26 protein-coding genes are annotated in these 23,245 nt (G+C 71.4%); 9 read left to right on the forward strand and 17 right to left on the reverse strand.

Going from position 1 to position 23,245, the window contains the following annotated elements:
* Window positions 1-27: 27 nt before the first annotated feature.
* Entirely contained in the window at window positions 28-471 is a 444-nt protein-coding gene (locus NLX85_RS16235; RefSeq protein ID WP_254335908.1) for an OsmC family protein, read from the reverse strand.
* An 89-nt stretch (window positions 472-560) separates the two neighbouring features.
* A complete protein-coding gene (locus tag NLX85_RS16240; protein ID WP_374628115.1) occupies window positions 561-1,139 on the reverse strand; it encodes a TetR/AcrR family transcriptional regulator in 579 nt (192 codons plus the stop codon).
* Window positions 1,140-1,296: 157 nt separating this feature from the next.
* Here NLX85_RS16240 and NLX85_RS16245 point away from each other — a divergent pair, with 157 nt between their 5' ends.
* Window positions 1,297-2,316, forward strand: coding sequence for an aldo/keto reductase (locus NLX85_RS16245; RefSeq protein ID WP_254335912.1), 1,020 nt, complete (start codon window positions 1,297-1,299; stop codon window positions 2,314-2,316).
* A gap of 79 nt (window positions 2,317-2,395) precedes the next feature.
* Here the strand turns inward: NLX85_RS16245 and NLX85_RS16250 are convergent, their stop codons facing one another.
* The 5 genes from NLX85_RS16250 to NLX85_RS16270 all read right to left on the reverse strand — a co-directional run bounded on the left by NLX85_RS16250 (window position 2,396) and on the right by NLX85_RS16270 (window position 8,228).
* Window positions 2,396-4,387, reverse strand: a complete 1,992-nt coding sequence (locus NLX85_RS16250) for a hypothetical protein (protein ID WP_254335914.1) — start codon at window positions 4,385-4,387, stop codon at window positions 2,396-2,398.
* Window positions 4,387-5,541: a 5'-methylthioadenosine/S-adenosylhomocysteine nucleosidase gene (locus NLX85_RS16255; RefSeq protein WP_254335916.1), complete on the reverse strand. Its 1,155-nt coding sequence runs from the start codon at window positions 5,539-5,541 to the stop codon at window positions 4,387-4,389. Before NLX85_RS16255 ends, NLX85_RS16250 begins: the two co-directional genes overlap by 1 nt.
* Window positions 5,538-6,266: an NUDIX domain-containing protein gene (locus NLX85_RS16260; protein WP_254335918.1), complete on the reverse strand. Its 729-nt coding sequence runs from the start codon at window positions 6,264-6,266 to the stop codon at window positions 5,538-5,540. The genes NLX85_RS16255 and NLX85_RS16260 overlap by 4 nt, the downstream gene beginning before the upstream one ends.
* 430 nt (window positions 6,267-6,696) lie before the next feature.
* The gene (locus tag NLX85_RS16265) at window positions 6,697-7,191 is read right to left on the reverse strand and encodes a hypothetical protein (protein ID WP_254335920.1); all 495 of its coding nucleotides are present in this window, start codon (window positions 7,189-7,191) and stop codon (window positions 6,697-6,699) included.
* Window positions 7,192-7,226: 35 nt separating this feature from the next.
* Complete coding sequence (locus tag NLX85_RS16270; RefSeq protein WP_254335922.1) at window positions 7,227-8,228, reverse strand: YafY family protein; 1,002 nt, start codon at window positions 8,226-8,228, stop codon at window positions 7,227-7,229.
* 91 nt (window positions 8,229-8,319) lie between these two features.
* On the opposite strand from NLX85_RS16270, the gene NLX85_RS16275 reads away from it, so the two are divergent.
* A complete protein-coding gene (locus NLX85_RS16275; protein WP_254335924.1) occupies window positions 8,320-8,838 on the forward strand; it encodes a VOC family protein in 519 nt (172 codons plus the stop codon).
* Between the two features lie 48 nt (window positions 8,839-8,886).
* On the opposite strand, the gene NLX85_RS16280 is transcribed toward NLX85_RS16275, so the two are convergent.
* From NLX85_RS16280 to NLX85_RS16305, 6 genes are all read right to left on the reverse strand, one after another.
* Window positions 8,887-9,756, reverse strand: coding sequence for a hypothetical protein (locus tag NLX85_RS16280; protein WP_254335926.1), 870 nt, complete (start codon window positions 9,754-9,756; stop codon window positions 8,887-8,889).
* Window positions 9,749-10,261, reverse strand: coding sequence for a SigE family RNA polymerase sigma factor (locus tag NLX85_RS16285; protein ID WP_254335929.1), 513 nt, complete (start codon window positions 10,259-10,261; stop codon window positions 9,749-9,751). The genes NLX85_RS16280 and NLX85_RS16285 overlap by 8 nt, the downstream gene beginning before the upstream one ends.
* A 216-nt stretch (window positions 10,262-10,477) precedes the next feature.
* A complete protein-coding gene (locus tag NLX85_RS16290) occupies window positions 10,478-10,780 on the reverse strand; it encodes a GNAT family N-acetyltransferase (RefSeq protein WP_091307376.1) in 303 nt (100 codons plus the stop codon).
* Between the two features lie 32 nt (window positions 10,781-10,812).
* Window positions 10,813-11,247, reverse strand: coding sequence for a ChaB family protein (locus tag NLX85_RS16295; RefSeq protein WP_254335931.1), 435 nt, complete (start codon window positions 11,245-11,247; stop codon window positions 10,813-10,815).
* Between the two features lie 24 nt (window positions 11,248-11,271).
* Window positions 11,272-11,715: a phage holin family protein gene (locus NLX85_RS16300; protein WP_254335933.1), complete on the reverse strand. Its 444-nt coding sequence runs from the start codon at window positions 11,713-11,715 to the stop codon at window positions 11,272-11,274.
* 119 nt (window positions 11,716-11,834) lie between these two features.
* A complete protein-coding gene (locus NLX85_RS16305) occupies window positions 11,835-12,665 on the reverse strand; it encodes a PIG-L family deacetylase (RefSeq protein ID WP_254335941.1) in 831 nt (276 codons plus the stop codon).
* Between the two features lie 73 nt (window positions 12,666-12,738).
* On the opposite strand from NLX85_RS16305, the gene NLX85_RS16310 reads away from it, so the two are divergent.
* The 7 genes from NLX85_RS16310 to NLX85_RS16340 all read left to right on the forward strand — a co-directional run bounded on the left by NLX85_RS16310 (window position 12,739) and on the right by NLX85_RS16340 (window position 19,648).
* Window positions 12,739-13,452, forward strand: a complete 714-nt coding sequence (locus tag NLX85_RS16310; protein ID WP_254335943.1) for a hypothetical protein — start codon at window positions 12,739-12,741, stop codon at window positions 13,450-13,452.
* Between the two features lie 55 nt (window positions 13,453-13,507).
* Window positions 13,508-13,948: an MmcQ/YjbR family DNA-binding protein gene (locus NLX85_RS16315; RefSeq protein WP_254335945.1), complete on the forward strand. Its 441-nt coding sequence runs from the start codon at window positions 13,508-13,510 to the stop codon at window positions 13,946-13,948.
* 52 nt (window positions 13,949-14,000) lie between these two features.
* The gene (sthA, locus tag NLX85_RS16320; RefSeq protein WP_212835908.1) at window positions 14,001-15,404 is read left to right on the forward strand and encodes a Si-specific NAD(P)(+) transhydrogenase; all 1,404 of its coding nucleotides are present in this window, start codon (window positions 14,001-14,003) and stop codon (window positions 15,402-15,404) included.
* A gap of 5 nt (window positions 15,405-15,409) precedes the next feature.
* Window positions 15,410-16,282, forward strand: a complete 873-nt coding sequence (locus NLX85_RS16325) for a class I SAM-dependent methyltransferase (protein ID WP_254335947.1) — start codon at window positions 15,410-15,412, stop codon at window positions 16,280-16,282.
* A gap of 118 nt (window positions 16,283-16,400) precedes the next feature.
* Window positions 16,401-18,755: a hypothetical protein gene (locus tag NLX85_RS16330; protein ID WP_254335948.1), complete on the forward strand. Its 2,355-nt coding sequence runs from the start codon at window positions 16,401-16,403 to the stop codon at window positions 18,753-18,755.
* A 75-nt stretch (window positions 18,756-18,830) separates the two neighbouring features.
* A complete protein-coding gene (locus tag NLX85_RS16335) occupies window positions 18,831-19,169 on the forward strand; it encodes a helix-turn-helix transcriptional regulator (RefSeq protein ID WP_254335950.1) in 339 nt (112 codons plus the stop codon).
* A complete protein-coding gene (locus tag NLX85_RS16340; protein ID WP_254335953.1) occupies window positions 19,166-19,648 on the forward strand; it encodes an SRPBCC domain-containing protein in 483 nt (160 codons plus the stop codon). Before NLX85_RS16335 ends, NLX85_RS16340 begins: the two co-directional genes overlap by 4 nt.
* Before the next feature lie 71 nt (window positions 19,649-19,719).
* Here the strand turns inward: NLX85_RS16340 and NLX85_RS16345 are convergent, their stop codons facing one another.
* The 4 genes from NLX85_RS16345 to NLX85_RS16360 form a co-directional block, all read right to left on the reverse strand.
* The gene (locus NLX85_RS16345; RefSeq protein ID WP_254335955.1) at window positions 19,720-20,514 is read right to left on the reverse strand and encodes a trypsin-like serine protease; all 795 of its coding nucleotides are present in this window, start codon (window positions 20,512-20,514) and stop codon (window positions 19,720-19,722) included.
* Between the two features lie 129 nt (window positions 20,515-20,643).
* Window positions 20,644-21,540 carry a helix-turn-helix domain-containing GNAT family N-acetyltransferase gene (locus NLX85_RS16350; RefSeq protein ID WP_254335957.1) on the reverse strand — a complete coding sequence of 299 codons (897 nt, stop codon included), beginning with the start codon at window positions 21,538-21,540 and terminating at the stop codon, window positions 20,644-20,646.
* Between the two features lie 119 nt (window positions 21,541-21,659).
* Window positions 21,660-22,619 (reverse strand): ketopantoate reductase family protein, encoded by a 960-nt coding sequence (locus tag NLX85_RS16355; protein ID WP_254335959.1) that lies wholly within the window; start codon window positions 22,617-22,619, stop codon window positions 21,660-21,662.
* An 88-nt stretch (window positions 22,620-22,707) separates the two neighbouring features.
* Window positions 22,708-23,124 (reverse strand): ester cyclase, encoded by a 417-nt coding sequence (locus NLX85_RS16360; protein WP_254335961.1) that lies wholly within the window; start codon window positions 23,122-23,124, stop codon window positions 22,708-22,710.
* Window positions 23,125-23,245 lie beyond the last annotated feature (121 nt).

Here is a 23,245-nt window from a genome sequence, read left to right on the forward strand (position 1 = left end):
GAGCGACCGCGCCGCCGCCCGGAAGCCTCAGTCCCCGATGGAACCGGCGGCGTCGACGATCGTGACGGGAGTGCCGAGTTCGACGGTACGGGAGACGGTGCAGAGCCGGTCGTGCGACTGCTGCAGCGATCGGGGCAGGGCCTCGCGTGCCTTGTCGCCGTCGGCGCCCTCCGGGAACGTCACGGTGAACTCGACCTTGAGGTTCCGCATCCGGTTTCCGCCGGCCTCGTCCCGGATCTTGTCGCCGGTGACCTCGACGGCGAACCGGGTGGGCTCGGCGCGGCGGCTGGTGATGTGGTCCACGTCGATGGCGGTGCAGCCGCCGATGGCAGCCAGAAGGAGCTCCACCGGCGTGAAGCTGCCGTCCTCACCCGTGCCCATCGGCAGCGATCCGCCGCGGACGTTCCGTACGACGTAGTTCCCCACACTGGTGCGCTCGATCTCCACCGAGCGGAAGGTGTCCTCACTCATGACAGCGAAGCTACCCAGGCGGCCGGGTCCCCGAGCCACCGGCCCGGCAGGCCGGTCGACCCGGGCTGTCGCGGGAAGAGGGAATGCCCTCAGCTGACACGAAGTCCGGCGACGAGGAGCCGGACCAGGCGGCGCGCGTCGTACCGGGGGTCGTTACCGGCGCCGATGCAGAGATTGCCGACGCCGCGCAGCAGTCCGTAGGCGTCCAGGTCGGGACGGATCTCGCCGGCCGCCACGGCGGCGTCGAGCAGCTGGTCGCACACGGGGACCAGGCGGTCGAGGAAATAGGCGTGCAGGGTCTGGAAGGCCGCGGCGTCGGACTGTAGTGCCTCGGCGAGCCCGTGTTTGGTGATCAGGAAGTCGACGAACAGGTCGATCCACCGCACCAGGGCGGTGTGCGGTGTGCCGCTGTCGGCCAGCAGGGCCGGACCCGCCTCGGCGCACGCCTCGATCTGGTGCCGGTAGACGGCCACGATGAGGGCGGCCCGGGTCGGGAAGTGGCGGTAGATCGTGCCCACCCCGACGCCCGCCCTGGCGGCGATGTCGCGCACGGGCACGTCGACGCCGGAGGCGACGAACGCCGCGGAGGCGGCGTCCAGCAGGGCCTTCTCGTTGCGCCGGGCGTCGGCGCGCTTGCGCGGGGCCGCTCGCTCGGCGCCGCTGTCGATCTCGGCCAAACCCGGTTACCCCCGTCACACCACTTGGCATCCGGAACACTGTTCCGTATGTTGGTTATCGGAACGACGTTCCGCTTCGCCCAGCGTACCGGGGCGGGCGGGTCGGCGCCAAACGGATGCACCGCCGCACGTCCCCAGGAGGACAGTCATGCAGTACCGCAGCTTGGGCCGCACCGGTGTGCAGGTCAGCACCCTCGTGCTCGGCGCCATGAACTTCGGCACGATCGGCAACACCACCCAGGAGGAAGCCACCGCCATCGTCGACGCGGCGCTCGACGCGGGGATCAACCTCATCGACACGGCCGACGTCTACAGCGGCGGCCAGTCCGAGGAGATGGTCGGCAAGGCCATCGCCGGCCGGCGGGACGACGTCGTGCTGGCCACCAAGGCGACCCTGCCGATGGGCGACGAGCGCAACCATCGGGGCGGTTCGCGCCGCTGGCTGGTCACCGCGCTGGACAACAGCCTGCGCCGCCTCGGCGTCGACCACGTCGACCTCTACCAGATGCACCGGTGGGACCCGGCGACCAGCGACGAGGAGACGCTGTCGGCGCTGACGGACCTGCAGCGCGCGGGGAAGGTCCGCTATTTCGGGTCCTCGACCTTTCCGGCCCACCGCATCGTCCAGGCCCAGTGGACGGCCCGGGAGAGGCACCTGAGCCGTTACGTGACCGAGCAGCCGAGCTACTCGATCCTGCAACGCGGCATCGAGACCCACGTGCTGCCGGTGACGCAGGAGTACGGCATGGGCGTGCTCGCCTGGAGCCCGCTGGCCTCGGGCTGGCTGTCCGGCGCGATCCGTGCCGGACAGGAGATCACCACGAACCGTTCGGGCTTCATGCGGCAGCGCTACGACATCAGCGTTCCCGAAAACCGGGCCAAGCTGGAGGCCGTGGAGCGGCTGGCCACGGTGGCCGACGAGGCCGGGCTCACCATGATCCAGCTCGCGCTCGGGTTCGTCACCGCGCACCCGGGTGTCACCAGCGCGATCATCGGCCCCCGCACGACGGAGCACCTCCGCTCTCAGCTCGCCGCCGCGGACACCGTGCTCCCCACCGACGTGCTGGACGCGATCGACGCGATCGTGGCGCCCGGCGTCGACCTCGCCGCCCACGAGAAGAACGACACCCCACCCGCCCTGCTCGACGCGGCGCTGCGCCGCCGCTGATCAGTCGGCACCGTCAAGAGGCACCCTAGGGGGTCGTTTCTTGCCCGCTCCCCTGCAGAGGCGTGAGTGCGACCAGGGCTTAGCCGAGTAGCCCGCGTATGGCGCTTGCGAGGTTGGCGAGTCTCTTGTCGGCACGGCGGCGTCTGTGTTTGACCCATTCCTTGCCCTCGGCAGCGACGCCTTCGAGGACGTGCAGGGTGTGACTGAGTCCGGCGGCGTCCAGCGATAGCTCAGCAATCTTGGCTGCGTTCTCGTCGCCTTGGAGCGTCTCGTCATCGGGTTCGGTCACCCGGATGGATATGGGTTCTCCGTTGAAGAGTGTCAGCTCGAAGGTCTGCTGCCGAGCCGCGATCCCGTCGATCCGGACCGCGGCGACGGCGTCGAAGCGGTAGTTGAGGCGCTGGGTGGTGTGGCTCGTGATGGTCTCGAATTCGAGATCGATGTTGATCTGCCGGACGCCGTCGTCGGTGAGCAGGAACAGCAGCAGACGGTACTGGGAGTACCGCCACGGTCCCTGTGGGTACCGGGCCTTCTTGCAGGAAGGAGCCGGTGCCTCGATGAACGCGTGCGCGATCACCTGGCTAGGAAGGAGTCGGTACTGCTGCATGGCTCGGTCGACCAGCACCTTGCGGTCGCCCTCCAACCAAGCAGCCATCTCGGTGTCCGATGGCTTGTCGGACAGCTTGTGGCACCACCGGTGGTACGCCTCCCAACGGGCGGTGTCCTTGTCGTCTCGTTCCGCCTGGTCGTCAACAACCCTGCGGCGTTCGGCGATGATTCGGAACGACGAGCGCACAGCCGGCACCGCGGATACCGCCGTAAGCAGAAGCCAGAATGTGCCGGACAATGGGGCGGTAGTCACGACGGCGGGAACTGCCCAGAAACTCCCAGCGGCGAGGAGAGCCAGTCCTCCCACCCAAAGGACCCAGGTCCTGACGGGAGTGCGCAACTGCTGGCGGTACGCCGTCAGTGTGTCCCGCTCCCATTGCCCTCGGACGTCTCCGACCAGATGTCGAACGAACCAGGCGACCCGGTCGGCCTCGATGCGTTGTTCCCGGTAGAGCTCGACCACCTCGTCGCGGAGGTGCCGTTGGATGCCCGCCGTCTGCGCGAGCCAATACGCTCGGTCGGTTCCTCGCGGGACGTACAGTCGGAAGTACCGGTCGAAGAGACGGTCCACCCGATGAGCAAAGCCATCCGGTGGCGCCTCCCGTCGCCTTTGCTGGGGTGGACGGATCTGTGCTTCCTTAGTGCGCAGCCGTGTCTCGCGGTAGTGCCGGTCTGCCCCACCCACCCAGAATGCGGCCAGCCCGACCAGGGCGGTGAGCAGGCCGAGGTACGGGTCGAGGGGACCGCGCGCCGCCATCAGCACGCTCGTCTGCACCGTGGCAAGGGTGAACACCGCGACACCGGCGCCGACGCGTAGCCAGTCGCGCAGCGGAACAGCGGCGGGCCGCACCGGCAGGGTCCGAGGCTGAGCGGGCGTGGGGTGGAAGAACTTCCAGACCCTGTTGGCCCGGTCGCCCTTCGTGCGCTGCAACTGCGCCAGCGCGACGGACTTCCGCCACATCTCGTCCTGCATCGCACCCTCGAGCAGCGCCTCCAGGTGGCCGTAGATCGCGTCGCGCTGGCGCTGGTTCAACGCGTCGATCTTCTTGACCAGGAGGTCCGTCTCGGTATCGCGGGCCGGGGTCAGGAGCCCGATGATCACCGTCAACCCCGCGGCCCACTCGTCACGGTCGTCGAGGTGGGGCAGGCTGGTGCAGATGGCAAGGAGGCGATCCAGTTCCTCCGCGGGGAGTTGGCGCAGGGTACGTCCGCTCAACAAGGCGATGAGCCGGAAGAACTGGACTTCAGTGGTGACATAACCGCCGGCCACCGCCTTCTCGATGAGCGTGCGCGCCTCGTCACGAACCCGCCCGTCGAGGTAGTGCAAGGCGGCGGCGAACTGCTCCTGAGGATTGGGGTTTGGCGGTAGCCGGTAGAAGTTGATGTCGCCGTGGACGACGCCTGCCTGTACGTCGACGTGCGCATCTCCTTGGGCGACGTTGGTCGCGGTTGGGGCCGTCATCACATGCCCCGCACCACGGCGATGATCGCCGCAAGTCGCGCCGCCAGCTCAGCCACGTCGGCTACCAGGCCCCGCAACCGCTTGAGCGCGACCATCAGGCCACTCTTCTTCTCAGTTGTGCCCGCCGAGACGCATGCCGTTGCCACTTCCAGTTCCGACTCGGCGGCGGCGTAGGTGTCTTCGTCCAGCTGTCCGTCGAGGTGGGCCTGCTTGAGGTGGGTTCGCAGGTCCGCGATACTCGCTGCCAAGTCGATCGGTTGCTCGGCGTGAGCGCCGACGTTGACGTTGCCGTAGATCTGCCCGGCCTGCACCCCGACCTGGGCGTTCCCGGAGGCGATGTTGCGGTTGCTCATGTGCATCATGGGGCTCCCGTCTCGGTCCGCGCCGCCTCGGCTGGCCGGCCCGTCGATGATCAGTTCTTGCGCCAGTGCGGTGGCGAACGCGGCGGCGTGGCGGGCGGCCTTCGGTTGCCAATCCTGTCCGTCGGTGACTGCCTTGCTGCCGTCGGCGTGGTCGCTGATGCCGCGCACCACCACCACGGGCAGGGCACGATTGAGATGGCCCGCCTGGGCCACACCGGCCGCCTCCATCTCGATCGCCACGGCGTCGTTGTAGTGCTGACGGATCCAGCGGGCCTGGTCGGAAATCCCCGAGTCCTGCACCACCTCCCCTGCGGCGATCGGCCCGAAGTGGACTTGGGGTGTTGCGCCTACGGGAAGACCACGACGCCACGCGGTGGACCTGGCGACGTGGTGGGCGATCTGATCGGCCTCGTGGGGGATCTCCCACGCCTTCGGCCGGGCCTTCAAACCGTCGTCCTCGCTGGTGCCGCCGTGGTAGGCGTAGATCTTGCTGGCGACGATGACGTCGCCGAGCCGGACGTTGGGCCACAGACCACCGGCGACTCCCACGAACAGCACAGCGGCCGGGGAGAACTCGGCCATCGCCCGCTCGGCGAGCACCGCGGCCGGATGATTGCCTTTGCCGACCAGCCCCAGTGCGACCCGGCAATCGCTCTGATCGATCCGGCCGACCTCGAAGCGGGTGCCGGCCGGGTGCCGGCGCACCCGTAGGTCGGTGAGCTGGTCGCGGACCGCTTTGTACTCGAGGTTCAGCGCCGTGAGGATCACGACGAGACCGCTGTTCGCGCTCACGCTGTCTCCTTGTCTGCCTGGCCATGGGGTCGGGTCATCGGAGGGTGAAGTGTCGTGCGGGGTCCCGGGCGAAACAGCCGAGCGGGACGCCCCCCTTCGGTCTTGCGACTCGGGCCGGCGGGGACGATGAAGCCGTCCACGCTCTGTACCTTCCGGTAGAAGTTCCGCGGATCGAGCGTCACGCCCCACACCGCTTCGTAGACGTCCTGAAGCTCCGCAATCGTGAAGGTGGGACCGCAGAAGGCGGTGGCGAGCGCCGACCGCTCCAACTTCTCCCGCGCTCGGTCGACACCGTCGGTCAGGATCTGCTCATGGTCGAAGGCGAGCTGTGCGTCACCGGAGAGCGCCTGCGCCACCGGGGTCCAACACGCCTGGGACGCGTCGGTGCCGGCAACGGGGTCGGGTAGCCGAGGGGCGATGGCCAGGTAGGCCGCGGAGACGACCCGCCCTCGTGGGTCACGATCCGGCGCACCGTAGATGCCAAGTTGTTCGAGATGCAACTGATCCGGCCCCAAGCCAGCCTCCTCGGCAAGCTCTCGATGGGCGGCTGCCACGAGGCCTTCCTTCTCGTGGCTGAGGAAGCCGCCGGGCAGAGCCAAGGCACCCTGATAGGGCTCAATCCCACGCTCGATCAACAGCACATGTAGGCAGGACTCCCGCAAGGTGAGGATGACGAGGTCAACCGCAAGGAGAACGGTCGGCGGAACCCAGCGATCGTCAGACATAAATCGAACATAGACTTACTGTCACTCTGACAGGAAGACGGTTGAGTGTCGGATTTCGGCGCTCGTGCAGGCAGGCCGGCTTCTTTCAGGCAGAGCCGACACCACCGCTGCTCGCGAACCCACTTGGACGGCTCCCAACGAGGACCCACCCGCGCAGCTACCCCACTTGTTGGGGCGCGAGGTGCGATCTCGGCACCTGGCGCCTTCTTAGAGGATCAGCGCCGCAAGATCGAGTTCGACGTTCGAACTACGGAGGGCGAAGCTACCGATTTCTCCGGAGGGCAGGAGGATGATCGCCCACTCACCGGCCGGAAGCGGCACGGATCGACGATCACGCCGACCCAACGGAGCGAGGCCGAGAGCGCGATTATGATCTTCTAGGCTTCTTTCGACGCTTGACTACGTTCAGTGGACAGGCGGCATGCTCCGATCACAGGCAGCACCAGCAGTAGAGGTTCTCGCCCGCGTCCCGGGCACGCCGCGCGAGGGCGGCGATCTGCTCGATGACGGGCAGCAGCTCGTCGTCGGCCGGCGGGCCGCCCCACGCCAACTCCTCGATCCTCCCCCACCGGGCCGACAGCTCACGCATCTGCGCGTCGTCGATCGAGGCGAGCGTGTCCCGCGTGGCGGAGTCGATGGACATCAGCCAGGGTCCTTCCTGCTCGTCCCCGCTCCACAGCAGGCCGGAGACGATCGTGTTCACGTCCCAGTCGACACCGCAGACGAGACTCACGAGCTTGCCGAGAATCACCGTGGGGTCGATGCCCTTGAGGTCGATCGCGTCGACAGCCGCGCCGTCGCCGCTGACGGCGACCGGCCCACCGTCGAGGTCCTCCATCAGCCGGACGGCGGCAGCGTCGTCCGCGGCCCGGAAGTAGTCGTACAGCACGCCCATGGCCGGCACTCCACCACGGACGTACGACATCGCCCGGAGATCCACCGCCGCGGGGGCGTGCACGGTCACGCGGCGCCCGGAGCCACCGCATCGTCTTGACGGAGGCGCTGGCGGTCCGGCCCCGCCGTGGCGGCCTGGAACAGCGCGGCCGTCGACCTGAGGTGGGCGGCCAGCTCGGGCGGGCCGCCGACCTCGAACGGCAGCCCGACCGACGCCAGCCGGAGCGCATGCCATTCGGGGGTGTCCGGCGGCGCGAGCCATCGGCAGGTGCCGTCCGGCTGGTCGGTCAGCGTGCCCGGCGGCGGCCCGCCCAGGCGGTCCAGAACCCGGGCGGCCGGCGCGTGGATCACGACGTCGGCCGCGTACGTCGGGGCCATCTGCATGGTCCGGTCGGCGACGAAGGCGGCGACGTCGCCGCCGGGCACGTCCCTCGTGACCGCCCGAGCCCCGGTGGCGGCGGGCCTGCTCACCCGGTCCAGCCGGAAGGTCCGCCAGTCGTCGCGGTCCAGGTCGAAGGCGAGCAGGTACCAGCGCCGCCCGGCCGTCACCAGAGCACGCGGCTCGACGTGCCGGCCCTCGTCGCGGTACCGGAACCGCAGCCGCTCGTGGTTGGCGATCGTCGCGGCGGTGACGACAAGCGTGTCGGGGTCCACCGGCTCGCCGGCCACGGAGAACGGGTGGGCCACGGTGGAGGACGACAGGGTGTCGACCCGGCGCCGCAGCCGGGCCGGCAGGACCTGAAGCAGCTTGCGCAACGCCCGCACCGCCGCCTCGTCCACCCCGGCCACCGGCGGCGCCGCGGCAGTACGCAGCCCGATGGCCACGGCGACCGCCTCGTCGTCCTCCAGCAGCAGCGGCGGCATGGCCGCGCCGGCGGTCAACTGGTAGCCGCCCAGGCCGCCCTGCTCCGCACGCACCGGATAGCCCAGCTCCCGCAGCCGGTCGATGTCACGCCGCACGGTCCGGCCGGACACCCCGAGCCGCTGCGCCAGTTCGCTTCCCGGCCAGAGCCGAGGGGTCTGCAACAGCGACAGCAGGGACAGCAGTCGGGCACGCGCGTCGGACATGGCCGCCATTCTGCCGCTCGGTTAGGACGGAAACTGACCTATACCCGTCCTACCGTCGGCGCAGTTCGTCACCACACGAGGGAGATTCAACATGAACAGCACCGCGCCCGCCGGGTACACGAGCGTCGCGCCGTGGATCGTCACGCCGGACACCGGACAGCTGCTGGACTTCGTCACCGCGGTGTTCGACGGGATCGAGCTCGCGCGGGTACGGCTGGAGGACGAAACCATCGGCCACGCCGAGATCCGCGTCGGCGACACGATCCTGCTGGCGTTCGACACGCGACCGGACTGGCCGGCCATGCCGTCGCTGCTGCGGGTCTTCGTCCCGGACGCCGATGCGGCGACCGAGCGCGCGGTCGCCGCGGGAGCCCGCGTGGTCACCGCACCGGCCACCCACGCCTTCGGTCAGCGGGGCGGCCGGGTGCGCGACCCGTTCGGCAACATCTGGTGGATCAGCGCGGTGGTCGAGGATGTCGCACCCGAGGTGGGGATGCGGCGGCTCGCCGAACCGCGGTACGCCGAGGCGATGCGCGACGCGCAGGAGACCCTGGACCGGGAGCTGAGCGGCCGCACCGACAGCGTCGTCAGCCGACCCCTGATCGGCTGATCGCGGGTGGAGGCGCCGGGCCGGCGCCTCCACCCGTCGTGCCGAATGTCAATCGGGGTCGACGTGGAACCAGTCGCTGACGGCGAGGTCCGCGAGTTGCTGGGCGGTGAAGGGCAGCTTCTTCAGCTCCGGTGGGGCCTTCCAGTATCGGTCGAGCCCCGAGAACTGGGCGACCTTGACCAGTACCCCGTCCGGGTGCCGGTACGCGGCCCACTGGGCGGACCGCTTCGGGGTCTCGTTGCTCCAGCGGGCTTGGACCACCCCTACCTTCACCTGGCCGACGGTCATCAGCTGGCATTTTCCGCGGGGGTAGGGCCAGATCTCCAGCGCCAGGTCGCAGCCGTCACCCTGCCACTGCCGCTGGTTTCCAATTCTGGACTCCGGGGTGTGCACCTCGACCAGCACCCCCCCGGTCTGCTTCCCTTGCCGTACGGTGAAGTACACCTGGTAGATCCCCGACGACGACACCATCGGATCGAGCGGATTCAGTGGGTCGTCTCTCACCACTGTGTATCCGGCGGGCAGGGCGGCAAGGAGATCGTCGAGCATCTCCCGTGCCCGGTTCCTGCGCGCGTCCCACTCCTCCGGCGACAGGTCCGGCGCTCCCAGGTGCGGGCAGGTTGCCGGTGTGCACAGCACGGCACCGGGCGGCAGGGTCGGCGTCGGATCCGCCGTGCTGCCGGATGACGGCTTCGTACCAGCCTGACGGTAGCTGCCTCCGCTGCCCAGCGCGCCGGTGAACCCGACGGCGGCGACAAGCACGACCGCTGTCGCCGACGCGGCGCAGAACGAGACGACACGGCGACGGAACCGGGCCCGGCGACCGGCGATCAGCGCGTCGGTCGTGCTCATCGGCTGGGGAGGACTGGTGGCCGCCATGGTGCGGCGTAGCGCTCCTCGAAGGTCGTCCTCATTCATCGAATTGCCTCCCTGTAGCGGCCAACGTAGGTGCCAGCAGCCGGCGCAGCGTGTCCAGGCCCCGCGCCGCCTGGCTCTTCACGGTCCCGGTCGTGCACTGGAGCAGCGACGCGGTCTCCTCGACGGACAGGTCCTCCCAGTACCGCAGGACCAGCACGGCCCGCTGGCGCGGCGGAACGTCCGCCAGCGCCCGCAAGAGCACGAGCCGCTCCTCCGGCGACTCCGCCGTCACGGCCCTCTCCGCCGCCTCGGCGTTCACCCGTTCCCGCCGCCACCAGCCGCGGCGCCGCTCGTCGAGAAAGGTCCGCAACAGGATCTGCCGGACGTACGCGTCGAGCACCTCGTGCCGGGATGCCCGGTTCCAGGCCAGGTACAGCTTCGTGAACGTGGACTGGACCAGGTCCTCCGCCCGATGCCAGTCGCCGCACAGCAGGTAGGCGGTCCCGCGCATCGCGTCTGATCGTGCCGCGAAGTACGCCGCGAACGCGGCGTCACGATCGCTCATCCGATGCCTCCGATTCTCGAGTCCGGATAGTCACGCGGGGTCCGGCTCGGAGGGTTGCATCAGATGCGAGTTTCAATGTCGCGGGTCGCGGTCAGCGGACGTGGCGACCCTTGCCAGGCGGCTTGCGGCGAGGGCCCGAGCGGTCTGGGCAGCACTGTGCGGACATCGCGCTGCTGACCGGATGGGGCCAGTGCGGGCGTCAGGCGGCGCAGTCCGCTATTTGAGCTTGCGGGTCGACCGGGCCACGATGCCGTCGTACTCGGGATGCTTCTCCAGCCAGCCGCTCAGGAACGGGCAGATCGGCACCACGGTGCGCCGGTTCGCCCGCGCGTGGTCCATCACCGCACGGGCCAGCGTCGAACCGACGCCGCGTCCCTCGAACTCCGGGGCGACCTCGGTGTGGGTGTAGGCGATGATGGTGCCGGTCAGCTGATACGTCACCACGCCGGCCGTGGCGCCCGCCTCGTCCCGCGCCTCGAACCGCTCCCGCTCCGGGACGTCCACCACCGTGAAACCCATTCGCCCATCCAACCATGCCCTGTGCTCGGCGTTCACCTCCGCCGGGCGCGGGCGGTGGCCCGGGCGTTGGCCTTCTCGATGGCTCGGACCAGCTCGTCCCGGTCCAGGTTCTGCGGGTCGTCGACGCCCACCCGGCGGGCCACGTCCTCGAGGTGCCCCGTGCTGGCGTTGGCGTCGACCCCCTGGGCGGTCGGGCGGCTCCTGTCGCGGGAGGCCGGGGTGCCCAGGGCCGCCTGCGGATCCGACGGCCCCTTGTGCTCCTTGGGCTCCCAGTGGTCGCCGACCTTCTCGTGGGTGTGCTTCAACGACGCGTACGCCGTGCGGTGCGCCCGCTCCCCGTCGCCGTAGCTCTCCTCCGCCGCCTCCAGCGTCTTCTTGTACGTGCGGACCGCCTTGTCGTCGGAGCGCGCGACGGTCGACGGCACGTCGTCGCGCATCTGCTCGGCCTGCTCGTGCTTGTCCGGCATGAGATCCCTCCCGTCCGGTCCCCGTTACCGGCCCAGCTCGTTACGGGCGGCGTCGGTGCCGGCCGGGACCACCCGGGAGGCGGTCGCCGACACCATGTCGCGCACCTCGTCGGCGAGTCGGGCGGAACTGCCGCCTGCCGCGCGCAGCTGCTCCAGCCCCATCCCACCGAGGACCACGGCGGTGGCCAGGTAGCCGGCGGTGAGGCCCGCGGCGGCCAACCGGCGCGGCAGGAACGTCTCCAGCAGGCGCAGAACCGTGGTGGAGGCCGCGCCGGCGCCGAGGACCAGGCAACCGCCGGCGGCGGCCAGCAGCACGATCCCGAGCCCGGCTGGGCGGGCCGCCTCGGTCAGTTGCCCGCGGACGGCACGGACCTCCTCGCGGACGACGTCCGCGACGTCCTGCGCCAGACGGTCGGTCGGGCTGCCGCTGTGCCCGTTCCGGCCCGGACGCCCGATCGGGTCGCTCATGCGCGCCTCCCCCTGAGCTGGTGCACGGGCCGTGCGGGTACCCGGGTGGCCGGGTAACACACCGGAGGGGCCGTGTTTCCTCGGTCGTCAGGCTGGCGTGCGCGCGTGAGCGGCGCCGGTCAGCGCAGTCCGGCGAACAGGTCGTCCTCGGGCGTCGGCGCGTCGGTGGTGTCGCGGACCCGGACGAAGGTCTCCACGCCCATCAGCTCGGTGAACCGGTCCTGGCCCAGTTGCAGGAAGAAGATGTTCTCGGCCTGGCTGGCGTGCGCCGCCAGTGATGCGAACTTCTGCCCGCCGTAGCCGCTCGTGTCCACCCAGGTGGTGATCTCCTCGTCGGGCAGGCCGAGCTGCGGCATCTCCTCCGACGGCCCGTCCGGCTCGGGAAACTCGACGCCGATCTCCTTCATGATGCGGCCGAACTCCTCGAAGGCGCTGCGCGGCACGGTGGTCCAGTAGACCTTCGCGGGGATGCCCGTCCGCTCGACGGCGGCCATGGTGATGCGGTGCGCCTGGATGTGGTCCGGGTGGCCGTAGAAGCCGTTCTCGTCGTAGGTGACCACGACGTCGGGCCGGTAGCGCCGGATCAACTCGGCCAGCCGGTCGGCGGCCTCCGGCACCGGCGTGTTCCAGAACGCGCCGGGCAGGTCGTTGGTCGCCCAGCCCATCATCCCGGAGTCGGCATAGCCGAGCGTCTCCACGTGGGTGACCTTCAACGCCTCGCAGCTGGCCGTCAACTCGGCCGCGCGCATCGCCACCACGGCCTCCGGGTCGTGCCCCGGGTCGCCCGGCTTCACCCCGCCGGGCCCGTCGCCGCACCGCCCGTCCGTGCAGGTCACGAGCACCGTCGTGATGCCCTCCGCCGCGTACCGGGCGAGGACGCCACCGGTGCTCGTCGCCTCGTCGTCAGGGTGCGCGTGCACCGCCATCAGGGTCAGAGATCGTTCAGCCACCCCATCACCATACGAGAGACACCTGACGCACTAGCATTGCCGCGGTCCGGGACGGCTGCTGAAACGAGGCGAGATGCGTTGGCTCCGGCAGTTGCTGGGTGGCAGGCGGGTCCAGCTCGATCCGGCGCGGCAGCAGGCGCTGCTGCGGGACGTCCAGCACCGGTACGGCGCGGGCGCCCAGATCCGGTTTGCCGACCAGGTCGAGGCGGTCAGCCGGCTGCTGGCCGACGACGACGGTCTGGTGGTGGCGGCCCGGATCGTGAGTGTGGCCGCCGAGGAGGCCCACGCCGACCTGCGGGCCCAGGCCCGCGACGTGCACCGGCGGACGGGCCGGCGGCTCCTGGTGCACCGCGGGAACTACCGGCCGCTGTGGAAGGAGGCTGGCCGGGCGCTGCGCTGGCCACTGTTCGCGCTGCCGAGCGGCTTCCACCCGTACGCGCAGGTGGCCGCCGCCGTCGCGGTGGTGGGCGGCGGGGCGCCCCGGCTCGACCGGGTGACCGACCCCAACCCGCTGGTGACCCACGTGTTCGAGCTGCTCGACCTCACCACCGCCGGCTGGGAGTACGGCCGGGTGCGAGTGGACACCGACGCGGCCGCGCTTGCCGATCGACTGATCTCGACCGCCGGGCAGGTCCTCGCGGCCATGGACGACCCGCCCCGGCTGCCGCCTGCGGTCCGCGAGCTGATGCGCCGCAACAACACCCTCGACGTGTACGACCCGGCGGGCCCTCGGGTGGTCGGCCGCATCAATCCGGGCGCGCGGATGCGCGAGACCCTCCTGGCCTGACGCCACCGCAGCGGTGCACGCGGAAGTGTCCGAGGGGCCGCGTACCGTCCCTCGCGTGACCGATCGTGGCGACGTCCCACCCGAGATCCTCGATCGGCTCCGGCCCGCCTGCCTCGGGTTGCCGGAAGCCTACGAGGAGCCGGCATGGGTGGGCACCCGATGGCGGATCCGCAAGCGGACCTTCGCCCACGTGCTCACCGTCGGCCCCGACCACCAGGCCGCCTCTGCCCGGGCCGCCGCCAGCGACGAGCCGATCTGCGTGCTGAACTTCCGCTCCCCCGGCGACGAGATCGCCGGGTTGCTCGCCGGCGGCCATCCGTTCTACAAGCCCGACTGGGGCGCCGACGTCGTCGGCATGGTGCTCGACGACGGTGTCGACTGGGCCGAGGTCGGCGAACTGCTCACCGAGAGCTACTGCGTCCTGGCCCCGAAGAAGCTGGTCGCGCTTGTCGACCGGCCGGCCGGGCCACCGCCGGCCCGGCCGGCGCCGCACTGACGCGCCGGATCGCCTCTGGCGCGCGCCCGGACATGCTGCCACGCTGACGGTTGTGTACGACTACGACCTGCTGGTGCTGGGCTCCGGGCCGAGCGGTCAGAAGGCCGCGATCGCCGCGGCCAAGCTCGGCCGGCGGGTCGGCATCGTGGACCGCCGCGACATGATCGGTGGGGTGTGCATCAACACCGGCACCGTCCCGTCCAAGACGCTGCGCGAGGCCGTCCTCTACCTGACCGGCCTGAGCCAGCGGGACCTCTACGGCAGCAGCTACCGGGTCAAGGAGGAGATCACGGTCAGCGACCTGGCGGCCCGGACCCAGCACGTGATCAGCCGCCAGACGGACGTGATCCGCAACCAGCTGGCCCGCAACCGGGTCGCCATGATCACCGGCACCGGGCGGTTCGCCGACGCGCACGCGGTCTGGGTCGACGGTGGCTCCGGCCGCGAGTCCCGGGTGACCTTCGACAAGATCGTCATCGCCGCCGGCACCCGGCCGGCCCGCCCGGACAGCGTCGACTTCGACGACCGGACCATCGTGGACTCCGACGGCGTCATCAATCTTCAGGCCGTGCCCCGCAGCATGGTCGTGGTGGGCGCCGGCGTGATCGGCATGGAGTACGCGTCCCTGTTCGCCGCCCTCGGCACCAAGGTGACCGTGGTGGAGCGCCGCGACCGGATGCTCGACTTCTGCGACGAGGAGATCGTCGAGTCGCTCAAGTACCACCTGCGGGACCTGTCGGTGACCTTCCGCTTCGGCGAGGAGGTCGCCGCCGTGGAGAAGCACCGGACCGCCGCGCTGTGCGTCCTGCGCAGCGGCAAGAGGATCGTCGCCGACACGGTCATGTACTCCGCCGGCCGCCAGGGCCAGACCGACGACCTGGCGCTGGACGCGGCCGGCCTGGCGGCGGACCACCGGGGCCGGATCCAGGTCGACGCGACCTACCGCACCGCGGTCGACAACATCTACGCCGTCGGAGACGTGATCGGCTTCCCGGCGCTGGCGTCCACCTCGATGGAGCAGGGCCGGCTGGCCGCGCAGCACGCCTGCGGCGAGCCGGTCCGCGCGATGCCCGAGTTGCAGCCGATCGGCATCTACACGATCCCGGAGATCAGCTTCGTCGGGAAGACCGAGGAGGAGCTGACCGACAGCTCCACCCCGTTCGAGGTCGGCATCGCCCGCTACCGGGAGCTGGCCCGCGGCCAGATCGTGGGTGACTCGTACGGCATGTTGAAGTTGCTCGTCTCGCCGGACGACGGGCGGCTGCTCGGCGTGCACGTGTTCGGGACCGGCGCCACCGAGATCGTCCACGTCGGGCAGGCGGTGATGGGCTGCGGCGGCACCGTCGACTATCTGGTGGACGCGGTGTTCAACTATCCGACGCTGGCGGAGGCGTACAAGGTGGCCGCCCTGGACGCCGCCAACAAGATCCGCAACATCACCCGGATCGACGGCTGACCGCGATGTCGAGAACTCCGCGGGCGAGTCGCACCGCGGTGCTGGTGTGCCAGGGTCGCGCCGCCGCACACGCCCTGATCGCCCCCGGCCGCTTCGCCGATCCCACCGCCCTGAACCTGCTGCGTCCGGACGAGCGGGAGGCCGTCCAGTGGGTGCGCGAGGGGGTCCCACCCGGGACGTGGCGGCAGCGGATCGACTACGAGACCGTACGGGCCGCCGCCGAACTCATGGCGCCCCGGACGATCGCCATCGACGACGCGATCCGGGCGCACCCGTCCCCGCAGCTGGTGATTCTCGGCGCCGGCCTGGACGGCCGCGCCTGGCGGATGCCGGAACTCGTCGGGGTGACGGTCTTCGAGGTCGACCAGCCGGCCACCCAGCAGGACAAGCGCGAGCGGGCCGCGGGCCTGTCCGGCACGCCGCCCCGGTTCGTGCCGGTCCACTTCGGCCGTGACCGGCTGGCCGCGACGCTGGCGGCCCACGGGCACCGCGCCGACCTCGCCACGACCTGGGTCTGGGAGGGCGTCGTGCCGTACCTGACCCGGGCGGAGGTGGCTGCCACGGTTGCGGAAGTCGCCGCCTGCTCCGCGCCGGGCAGCCGCCTGGTCGTCAACTTCCAGAGCCCCGCCACCTCGACGGCGCTGGGCCGCGTCGTGGCCCGGCTGCTGACGGCGTCCACCGGCCGGTCGAGCGTCTGGGCGAACGAGCCGTGGCGCTCGACCTGGACCTCCGCCGCCATGGCCGCCCTGCTCACCCGCCACGGCTGGACCGTGACCCGGGACGAGGACCTGCTCGACACGGCGCGGGCACTGGCCCTCCCGGTCCGCCGCGGCACGTCGCTGCGCCACAGCCGAGTGATGGTCGCCGACCGACCCTGACACCCGGCACGCCGCCGGGGACGTTCGCGGCGCCGCCGTACAGATGCTTGGCCGGTGGCGCTTGTCGCCAGCCGCCGGCGCCCCACGGATGCGGCCGGATTCTGTTAGCGTGGCCGCCGTGGCCGTCGTACGGGCGTTCGAGCGCGACGATTACTCCCCCGAATATGGACTCGTCGTCCTGCGCGACCCGGGCGGATTCGGGGTGCCGGGCGACGCTGCGGAGTTGCCCCGCGAGCGCGACCGCGGGGACGAGCCGACCGGCACGTTCGCAGGCGCCGGCGCCGGCTGGATCACCTGCCAGGCCGGCGACGGCTACCACGTGGTGCGGCTGGAGCTCCACGACGGCCCGCCGCCGGATGACCACGCGGGCTTCGACGACGTGCTCGAGACGCCCTACCGCGCGCGCTCCGGTGGGCTGTCGCTGACCATGCTGACGGGCGGCGCCGGTCAGACCGACCTCGACCTGGGCGACGCCGGCACCTACCGGGTCCGGGTGGCATGCCGGCGCGGCGACACCGAGGACGGGTTCGGGGACCGCTGGCTGCTCCGGTTCTGGCCCGATCCGGCACCCGCCCCACCGGTCTGGCTGGCACGCGCCCGGCCCGCCGTGGGCCCCGGCTACGACGGCTGGCAGCTCGAACTGCAGTACGCGCCGATGGAGCTGGCCGGCATCGTCAACGCCGCGGCCCGTGAGCACGGCGGGCCGGTGACCGTGGAGCACGTCGACGAATGGTGCCGTGCCCACCAGCGCCCACCGGGCTGGCTCGACGCGCCGCTGTGGCAGCCGCCCCGGGAGCCGCTGACCACCGGCCACGCCGATCTGGACACGCGCAACGCGGCACAGCACGCGGAGGTGGTGGCCCGGCTGGCAGGGCAGCAACGCCGGCTCGACGAGATCGCTGCCGAGCTGGGCGTGCCGCCGGTACGCCGTAGGCGCGACGTGCTGCCGCTGCTGGCCGCCGCCGGCATCCTCGTCCGGGAGGGTCCGGACGGTTACCGCGCCGGGCGGCCGGCCCGGGTGGACACCGTGCTGTCGCTGCCGCCCGACCGGGTGCGGGCCGTCCGGCTGCAGGACGACCGCGCCCGTTACGGCCGCCTCGCCGACGATCTCGAGGCAGTGCTGAGGTGGTTCCCCGGGGCGCCGCTGGAGGTTACCGCCGCGAAGCTCGCCGGGCGGCTGCTGGTGAGCGAGGCGGAGCTGCGTGACGGGCTGGCCTTCGCGGAGCGGACCGGCCTGCTGCACGTCGACGGCGACGAGGACCAACCGCTGCGGCTGTGGCTGGGCCGCCGTTCGAGCGCGGCACCGGCCGCCCGCACCGCGCCGGACGCCACCAAGCCGGCCGCCCGCACCGCGCCGGCCGCCACCAAGCCGACCGCCCGCACCGCGCCCGCGGCGTCGGCCGCCGCGCCGATGAGGGCCGGCCCGGCGCCGAACCCCGGCGGCCCGCCGACCGGAGCCTTCGGGTTGCGCGCGATTGCCCGGTCGACGGGTGAGACGACGCACGGCCGCGCGAGGTTCGTGACGTTCCTGCGGCACAACCGGGAGGAGCGGCCGGGCCCGCCGTTCGGCGCGCCGCCGCGGGCTGGTGTGGTGGAGGCGAACGGCACCGTGGTCGAGTGGCGCGACGGCGGGCGGGTCGAGCTGGCCCGGCTCCCCGCCGCCCACTGGAGCCGGGCGCTGCAGACCAGGCACGGCGTGCTCGTGACGGGCCTCGGACATCCGGCCCGGTTGGTCTCCGCGGCGGGCGAGGTGACCGAGATCGACGAGGTGCGGATGCCGGGCGTGGCGCTGCTGGACGGCGGCAGGCGGGTGGCGGTGGTGGACGCCGAGCACCACCGGCGGGTAATTCGATACCGGCTGCGGGTTGTCGACCTGGCCGGCGGCCCGGTGGAGACCATGCCCTGGCCGGAGGACCAGGTGATCCACCTCCTCGGGGCGTACCGTGGCCAGGTCTTCTTCGGCGACCAGTCGGAGGGCCGGCGGGCGACCATGCGCTGGACGCCCGGCAGCGCGCCGGAGCGGCACGCGTACACCGTTGACCAGGTCGACCCGCTCAGCGGCACCGGAAGCGTGCGGACGGCGCAGGGGGTCGCCGTGGTCAAACAGGATGGGACGACGGTGACCGTACCGGTCGACCTGACGGCCCGGCTCGCGCCCGGAGGCGACCGGCTGTGGAGTGTGCGCCGCGAGCCGCCGGCCCTCACCCTCTTCCCGGTCGAGCCGGGAGCCGGGGCGCAGCCGCAGGTGTGGTGGTTGGCCCAGGAGGACCGACGCATGCCCCAGGGGATGTATCGGGAGCCGATCTGGGAGGACACCGGACACGTGTTGTTCGGCTACCAGCTCTGGCACTCCCCACGTGACCCCGCGGGCGGCGTACGGCTGTCGGTGCGCGACGGCGCGGTCGAGCGGCTACCCGCCAGTGGACCGCCCGGGCAGCCGGCGATGTTCGTGGAGCCGCTGCTCACGCCGTAGCCCTCGCGTCGTCTCGACGCGTGCCCGACCTCGCCGTCGTTGACATGTGACCATTTGGTCACCTATCCTGGTCCCGTGAGCGACGACGACGACCTGGTGTTCAAGGCGCTCGCCGATCCGACCCGACGCGCCCTGCTCGACCGGCTCTTCGTCCGCGACGGCCAGACGTTGACGGAGCTGGAGTCCGAGCTGGCGATGACCCGGTTCGGTGTCATGAAGCACCTGCGCCTGCTGGAGGACGCCGGTCTCGTGGTCACCAGGCGGCAGGGCCGGGAGAAGCTGCACTTCCTCAACCCGGTGCCGATCCGGTTGATCCACGACCGCTGGATCGACAAGTACACCGAGCACCACACCACGACGCTGCTGGACCTCAAGGCGGAACTCGAACGCGACGACCCGAAGGAGAAGTCATGACCACCACGACGACGGCCGGGACAACCAAGGTCTACCGGGTCTACATCAAGGCCACCCCGCAGGCGATCTGGGACGCGATCACCAAGCCGGAGTGGACCCGGAGGTACGGCTACCAGGGCATCGCCGAATACGACCTGCGGCCGGGCGGCGCCTACCGGGCCCGGGCCATCCCCGAGCACCAGGAGGCGGGCATGCCGGAGGTGCCGGTGGAGGGCGAGGTGATCGAGGTGGACCCGCCGGTCCGGCTGGTCCAGACCTGGCGGGCCACGTGGCTGGACGAGCCGGCCACCCGGTTGACGTACGAGATCGCGGAGCGCGGCAACGGCGTCACGTCGCTGACGGTGACCCATGAGCTGGAGGGCGCGCCGCAGACCTTGGCGCAGGTCGCCGGCGAGGTCGAGGGCGCCGGTGGCGGCTGGGCCGAGGTCCTCAGCGACCTGAAGTCGCTGCTGGAGACCGGCAGCCCGCTCTACGCCTGACCCGAGCGCTCGGGGACGCGGGCAGGGCGGCCCGGCTGGTCGTACGCCGGGCCGCCCGTCAGGTCGTGCGGTCAGCCGCCGAGGCTCGCCGCGGCCGAGGCGATGGCGGCGGCGAAGTAGCTGACCTGGGTGTAGACACCGGGGTAGTTGGGGCGGGCGCACCCGTTGCCCCAGCTGACGATGCCGACCTGGATCCAGGCGTTGCTGGCGTCGCGGCGGAACATCGGACCGCCCGAGTCACCCTGGCAGGTGTCCACGCCGCCGCTTGCGTAGCCGGCGCAGATCTCCTCGGCCGGGATGATGTCGCCGCCGTAGTTGGCGCTGCAGGTGGCGTCGCTGACGAACGGCACGGTCGCCTTGAGCAGGTACCGCTGCTGCCCGCCCCCTTCGGTCGCCGCGCCCCAGCCGGCGATCGTGAAGGTGCCGTTGTCGTAGGCGGTGGTGTTGGCGATCTTCAGGGTGCTCAGGCTGGTGACCGGGGTGGCCAGTCGGATCAGCGCCCAGTCCTTTCCACTGCCGTTGTAGCCGGGCGCCCGGTAGACGTAGTTCGACCGGACCGTGATCCGGCTGGACGACTGGAGGTCGACCACGCCCAGGGTCGCCGTGATGCTGGTGTTGGTGCCCGTACGGCCGACGCAGTGCGCGGCGGTGAGCACCAGGCGGGGGCTGTACAGCGCGCCGCCGCAGCCCATCGAGAGCCGCACCATGAACGGGAACTCGCCCTGCGCGGCGCGGGTGCCACCGACGACGTTCGGCGTCACGGGACCGGGATCGGCGACGGCGGGTGCGGCGAGAGTGAGGCTGCCCGCGGTCACCGCGGCCAACGCGGTGGCCAACAGGCCGGTGAGGGTGCGCCAGCGAACCATGAGTTCCTCCGCATCAGGACCGGTGCGCCTCGGGGAGCGCACCTGATTCGAGATTGCGGACAGCATATTGATATCAATAGATTGGCCGGCCATACTCTTCGGGTCGTATCGCCCCGATATGCACACCCGTCAGGGCGCCAGGCGCTTCTCGAACCAGTGGTGCGCGTAGGGCTCGTCGTTGTACGGCTCGATCTCCTCGTAGCCGGCGGCGCGGTACATGGCGATCGCCTCGGTGAGGTTGCGGTTGGTGTCCAGCCGGACGGCGGTCCAGCCACGCTCGGCGGCGTACCGCTCCAACCGGTCCAGCAGCCGCCGGCCGACGCCCAGCCCACGGACGCCGTCGGACACCCAGACCCGCTTGATCTCCGCGGGCGCGCCGGCGTGGAGCTTGACCGCCCCGCAGCCGACCGGCTCGCCGTTGAGGGTGGCGAGCAGGAACACGCCGGCGGGCGGGACGAGTTCCTCGTCGCGGACCGGCTTGCTGAGTGCCGGGTCGAATCCGTCGTCGAAGCGCTGCGCGATCTCGCGGGCGTACGCCCGCACGCAGGCGCGGGCCCGGGGCTCTGCCGGCGGGCAGGGCTCGACGACCACCATCGAGCCGACGAGCAGCCGCTCCACCTCCGCCATCGCCGTGACGAGGCGCTCGCGGCGGCGGTCGCTGAGCGGTTCGAGGATGGACCGGGCCAGCTCGTCGGAGCGCTCGTCCAGCTCCGCCCACTCCGACCGTCCGGCCGGGGTGAGCGTGGCGACGCGTACCCGCCCGTCGCCGCCGGCCCGGTCGGCCGGGCCGACGGTCACGAGCCCGTCGCCCTCCAGGGTGCGCAGGAGCCGGCTGAGGTACCCGGAGTCCAGCCCGAGCCGGGCCCGCAGAACCGCGACCTCGGCGCCGTCGGGGCCGATCTCCCACAGCAGCCGCGCCTGGGCGAGGGGCCGGTCGCGGGACATGTACTGGTCGTCGAGAGCGCCCACCCGTTGGGTGACCGTCCGGTTGAACCGCCGCACGGTGGCGATGAGCTCCGAGTTCATATGCCTGACTTTAGTCAGGCTTCATCGCCGGCCGCCGGCACCCTGGCGTGTCCCACGAGGTGGAACACCGGCTGAGCTGGCGGTAGGGGTTCGGGACGCCTCCCCCACGGCCGCGGGATTCAGCGTGCCGACGGGGAGGCCACGGTCTCGGTCGTGTCCTGGCGTTCGAGGTGCTGTTCGTGCACGCGCAGAGCGACCGTCGTGGCGTCCAGCAGAGGAGTGGGTACGCCGAGCGCACGGGCCCGCGCCGTGAGGTCGCCGAAGATCTGCTCGGCCTCGGTCGGCTGCCCGGCGACCAGATCCCGGTAGAGCGAGGCGGTGTCGGCCGAGCCGGGCCGGGTCATGAAGGCCCGGACGGTGTCGAGGGTCTGCTTCGGCACCGGATACCCGGCCGCTGCGGCGACGGCGGCGGCCTCGGCGGCGATCTGGGGGCCGAGGCGGTCGCCTCCGGGGACCGCGACGGCGTCGCCCACCGAGCCGCGTACCAGGGTGTTGAGGGCGCCGAGGGTGCTGATGAAGACCCACTTGTGCCACATGGCCGCGCGGATGTCCGGCGAGACGCGCAGGTCGAAGCCCGCGCCGGACAGCACCTCGGCGATCTGCGCGACGCGCGGCGACGTGCCGCCCCGCTGTTCGCCGATCACGATCTCGGCCAGGGCGCCCAGCCGGACGATGTCACCCTCGGCGTCGAGCGTGGTGAGGACGCGGACCACCCCGCCGAGCACGGCGTCCGCACCGAACCGCTCGTTCAGCGCGTCCATGTGCGCCATGCCGTTCAGGAACGGGATCACCGTGGTACGCGGACCGACCGCGGCGGCGACGTCGTCGAGCGCCGCCGGCAGCGCGGTGGCCTTCACCGAGACGAGGACGATGTCGTAGTGCCCGTCGACGTCGGCCGCGGTGAGCAGCCGCGGCGCGAGCACGGTGTCGGTCCCCAGGCCGGTGATGCGCAGCCCGCGCCCGCGGAGCACGTCGGCGCGCCGGGACCGGACGAGGAAGGTGACGTCCCGGCCGGCCTGCTGGAGCTGGGCGCCGAAGTAGCCTCCGGTCGCGCCCGCCCCGACGACAAGAATCCTCACTGCTGGACCTCTCCTCCGGCGTCTCGTGGTTGACGTGTGCTGCGGAACGGGACGCGCCGTGGCCGCGCTCCACCACGGCGGCCACGCGTCAGGCGGCGAGCTGCGCGCGCAGTCCCCACCGGTCGATCTGGATCCAGTACTCCGCGATCCTCCCGTCGGCGACGCGGTACACACAGCTGGTCACCTGCGTGACCGGCCGGCCGGTGGGGGCGATGCCGTCGACGGTGCCGACGTGGACGCCGTTCTGGGTCCAGCGCGCGTACACCTTGTCGCCGGATCCGAACAGCTCGTCGATCTCCAGGCGGAACGGCCCGTAGGCCGCGAGCATCTCCTCGACGTGCTCGGCGTACTCCCGCGGGGTGCGCGTGATCGTCGCCCGATCCTCGGCCTGCACCTGGTGGGCGATCACCGTGGGCGCCATCAGCCGGTCGGCCTGGCGCGGATCGGCTCCCGATCGGACGACCCGCAAGAAGTCCCGCACCACCGAAACCGGATCATGGCTCATGCGTCGATTCTGGTCGACGGGGTCGTTCCGGCAAGGGTGGCGGTGCGATCTGTGTGTGTCGTCACCAGCCGAGGCGGAGATCGGCCGGCGGCCGGCGAGGCGTCGTGGCCCGCCGGCCGTT

Source organism: Micromonospora sp. A3M-1-15 (genome assembly GCF_024213425.1).
In the GTDB taxonomy this organism is placed as follows: domain Bacteria; phylum Actinomycetota; class Actinomycetes; order Mycobacteriales; family Micromonosporaceae; genus Micromonospora; species Micromonospora chersina.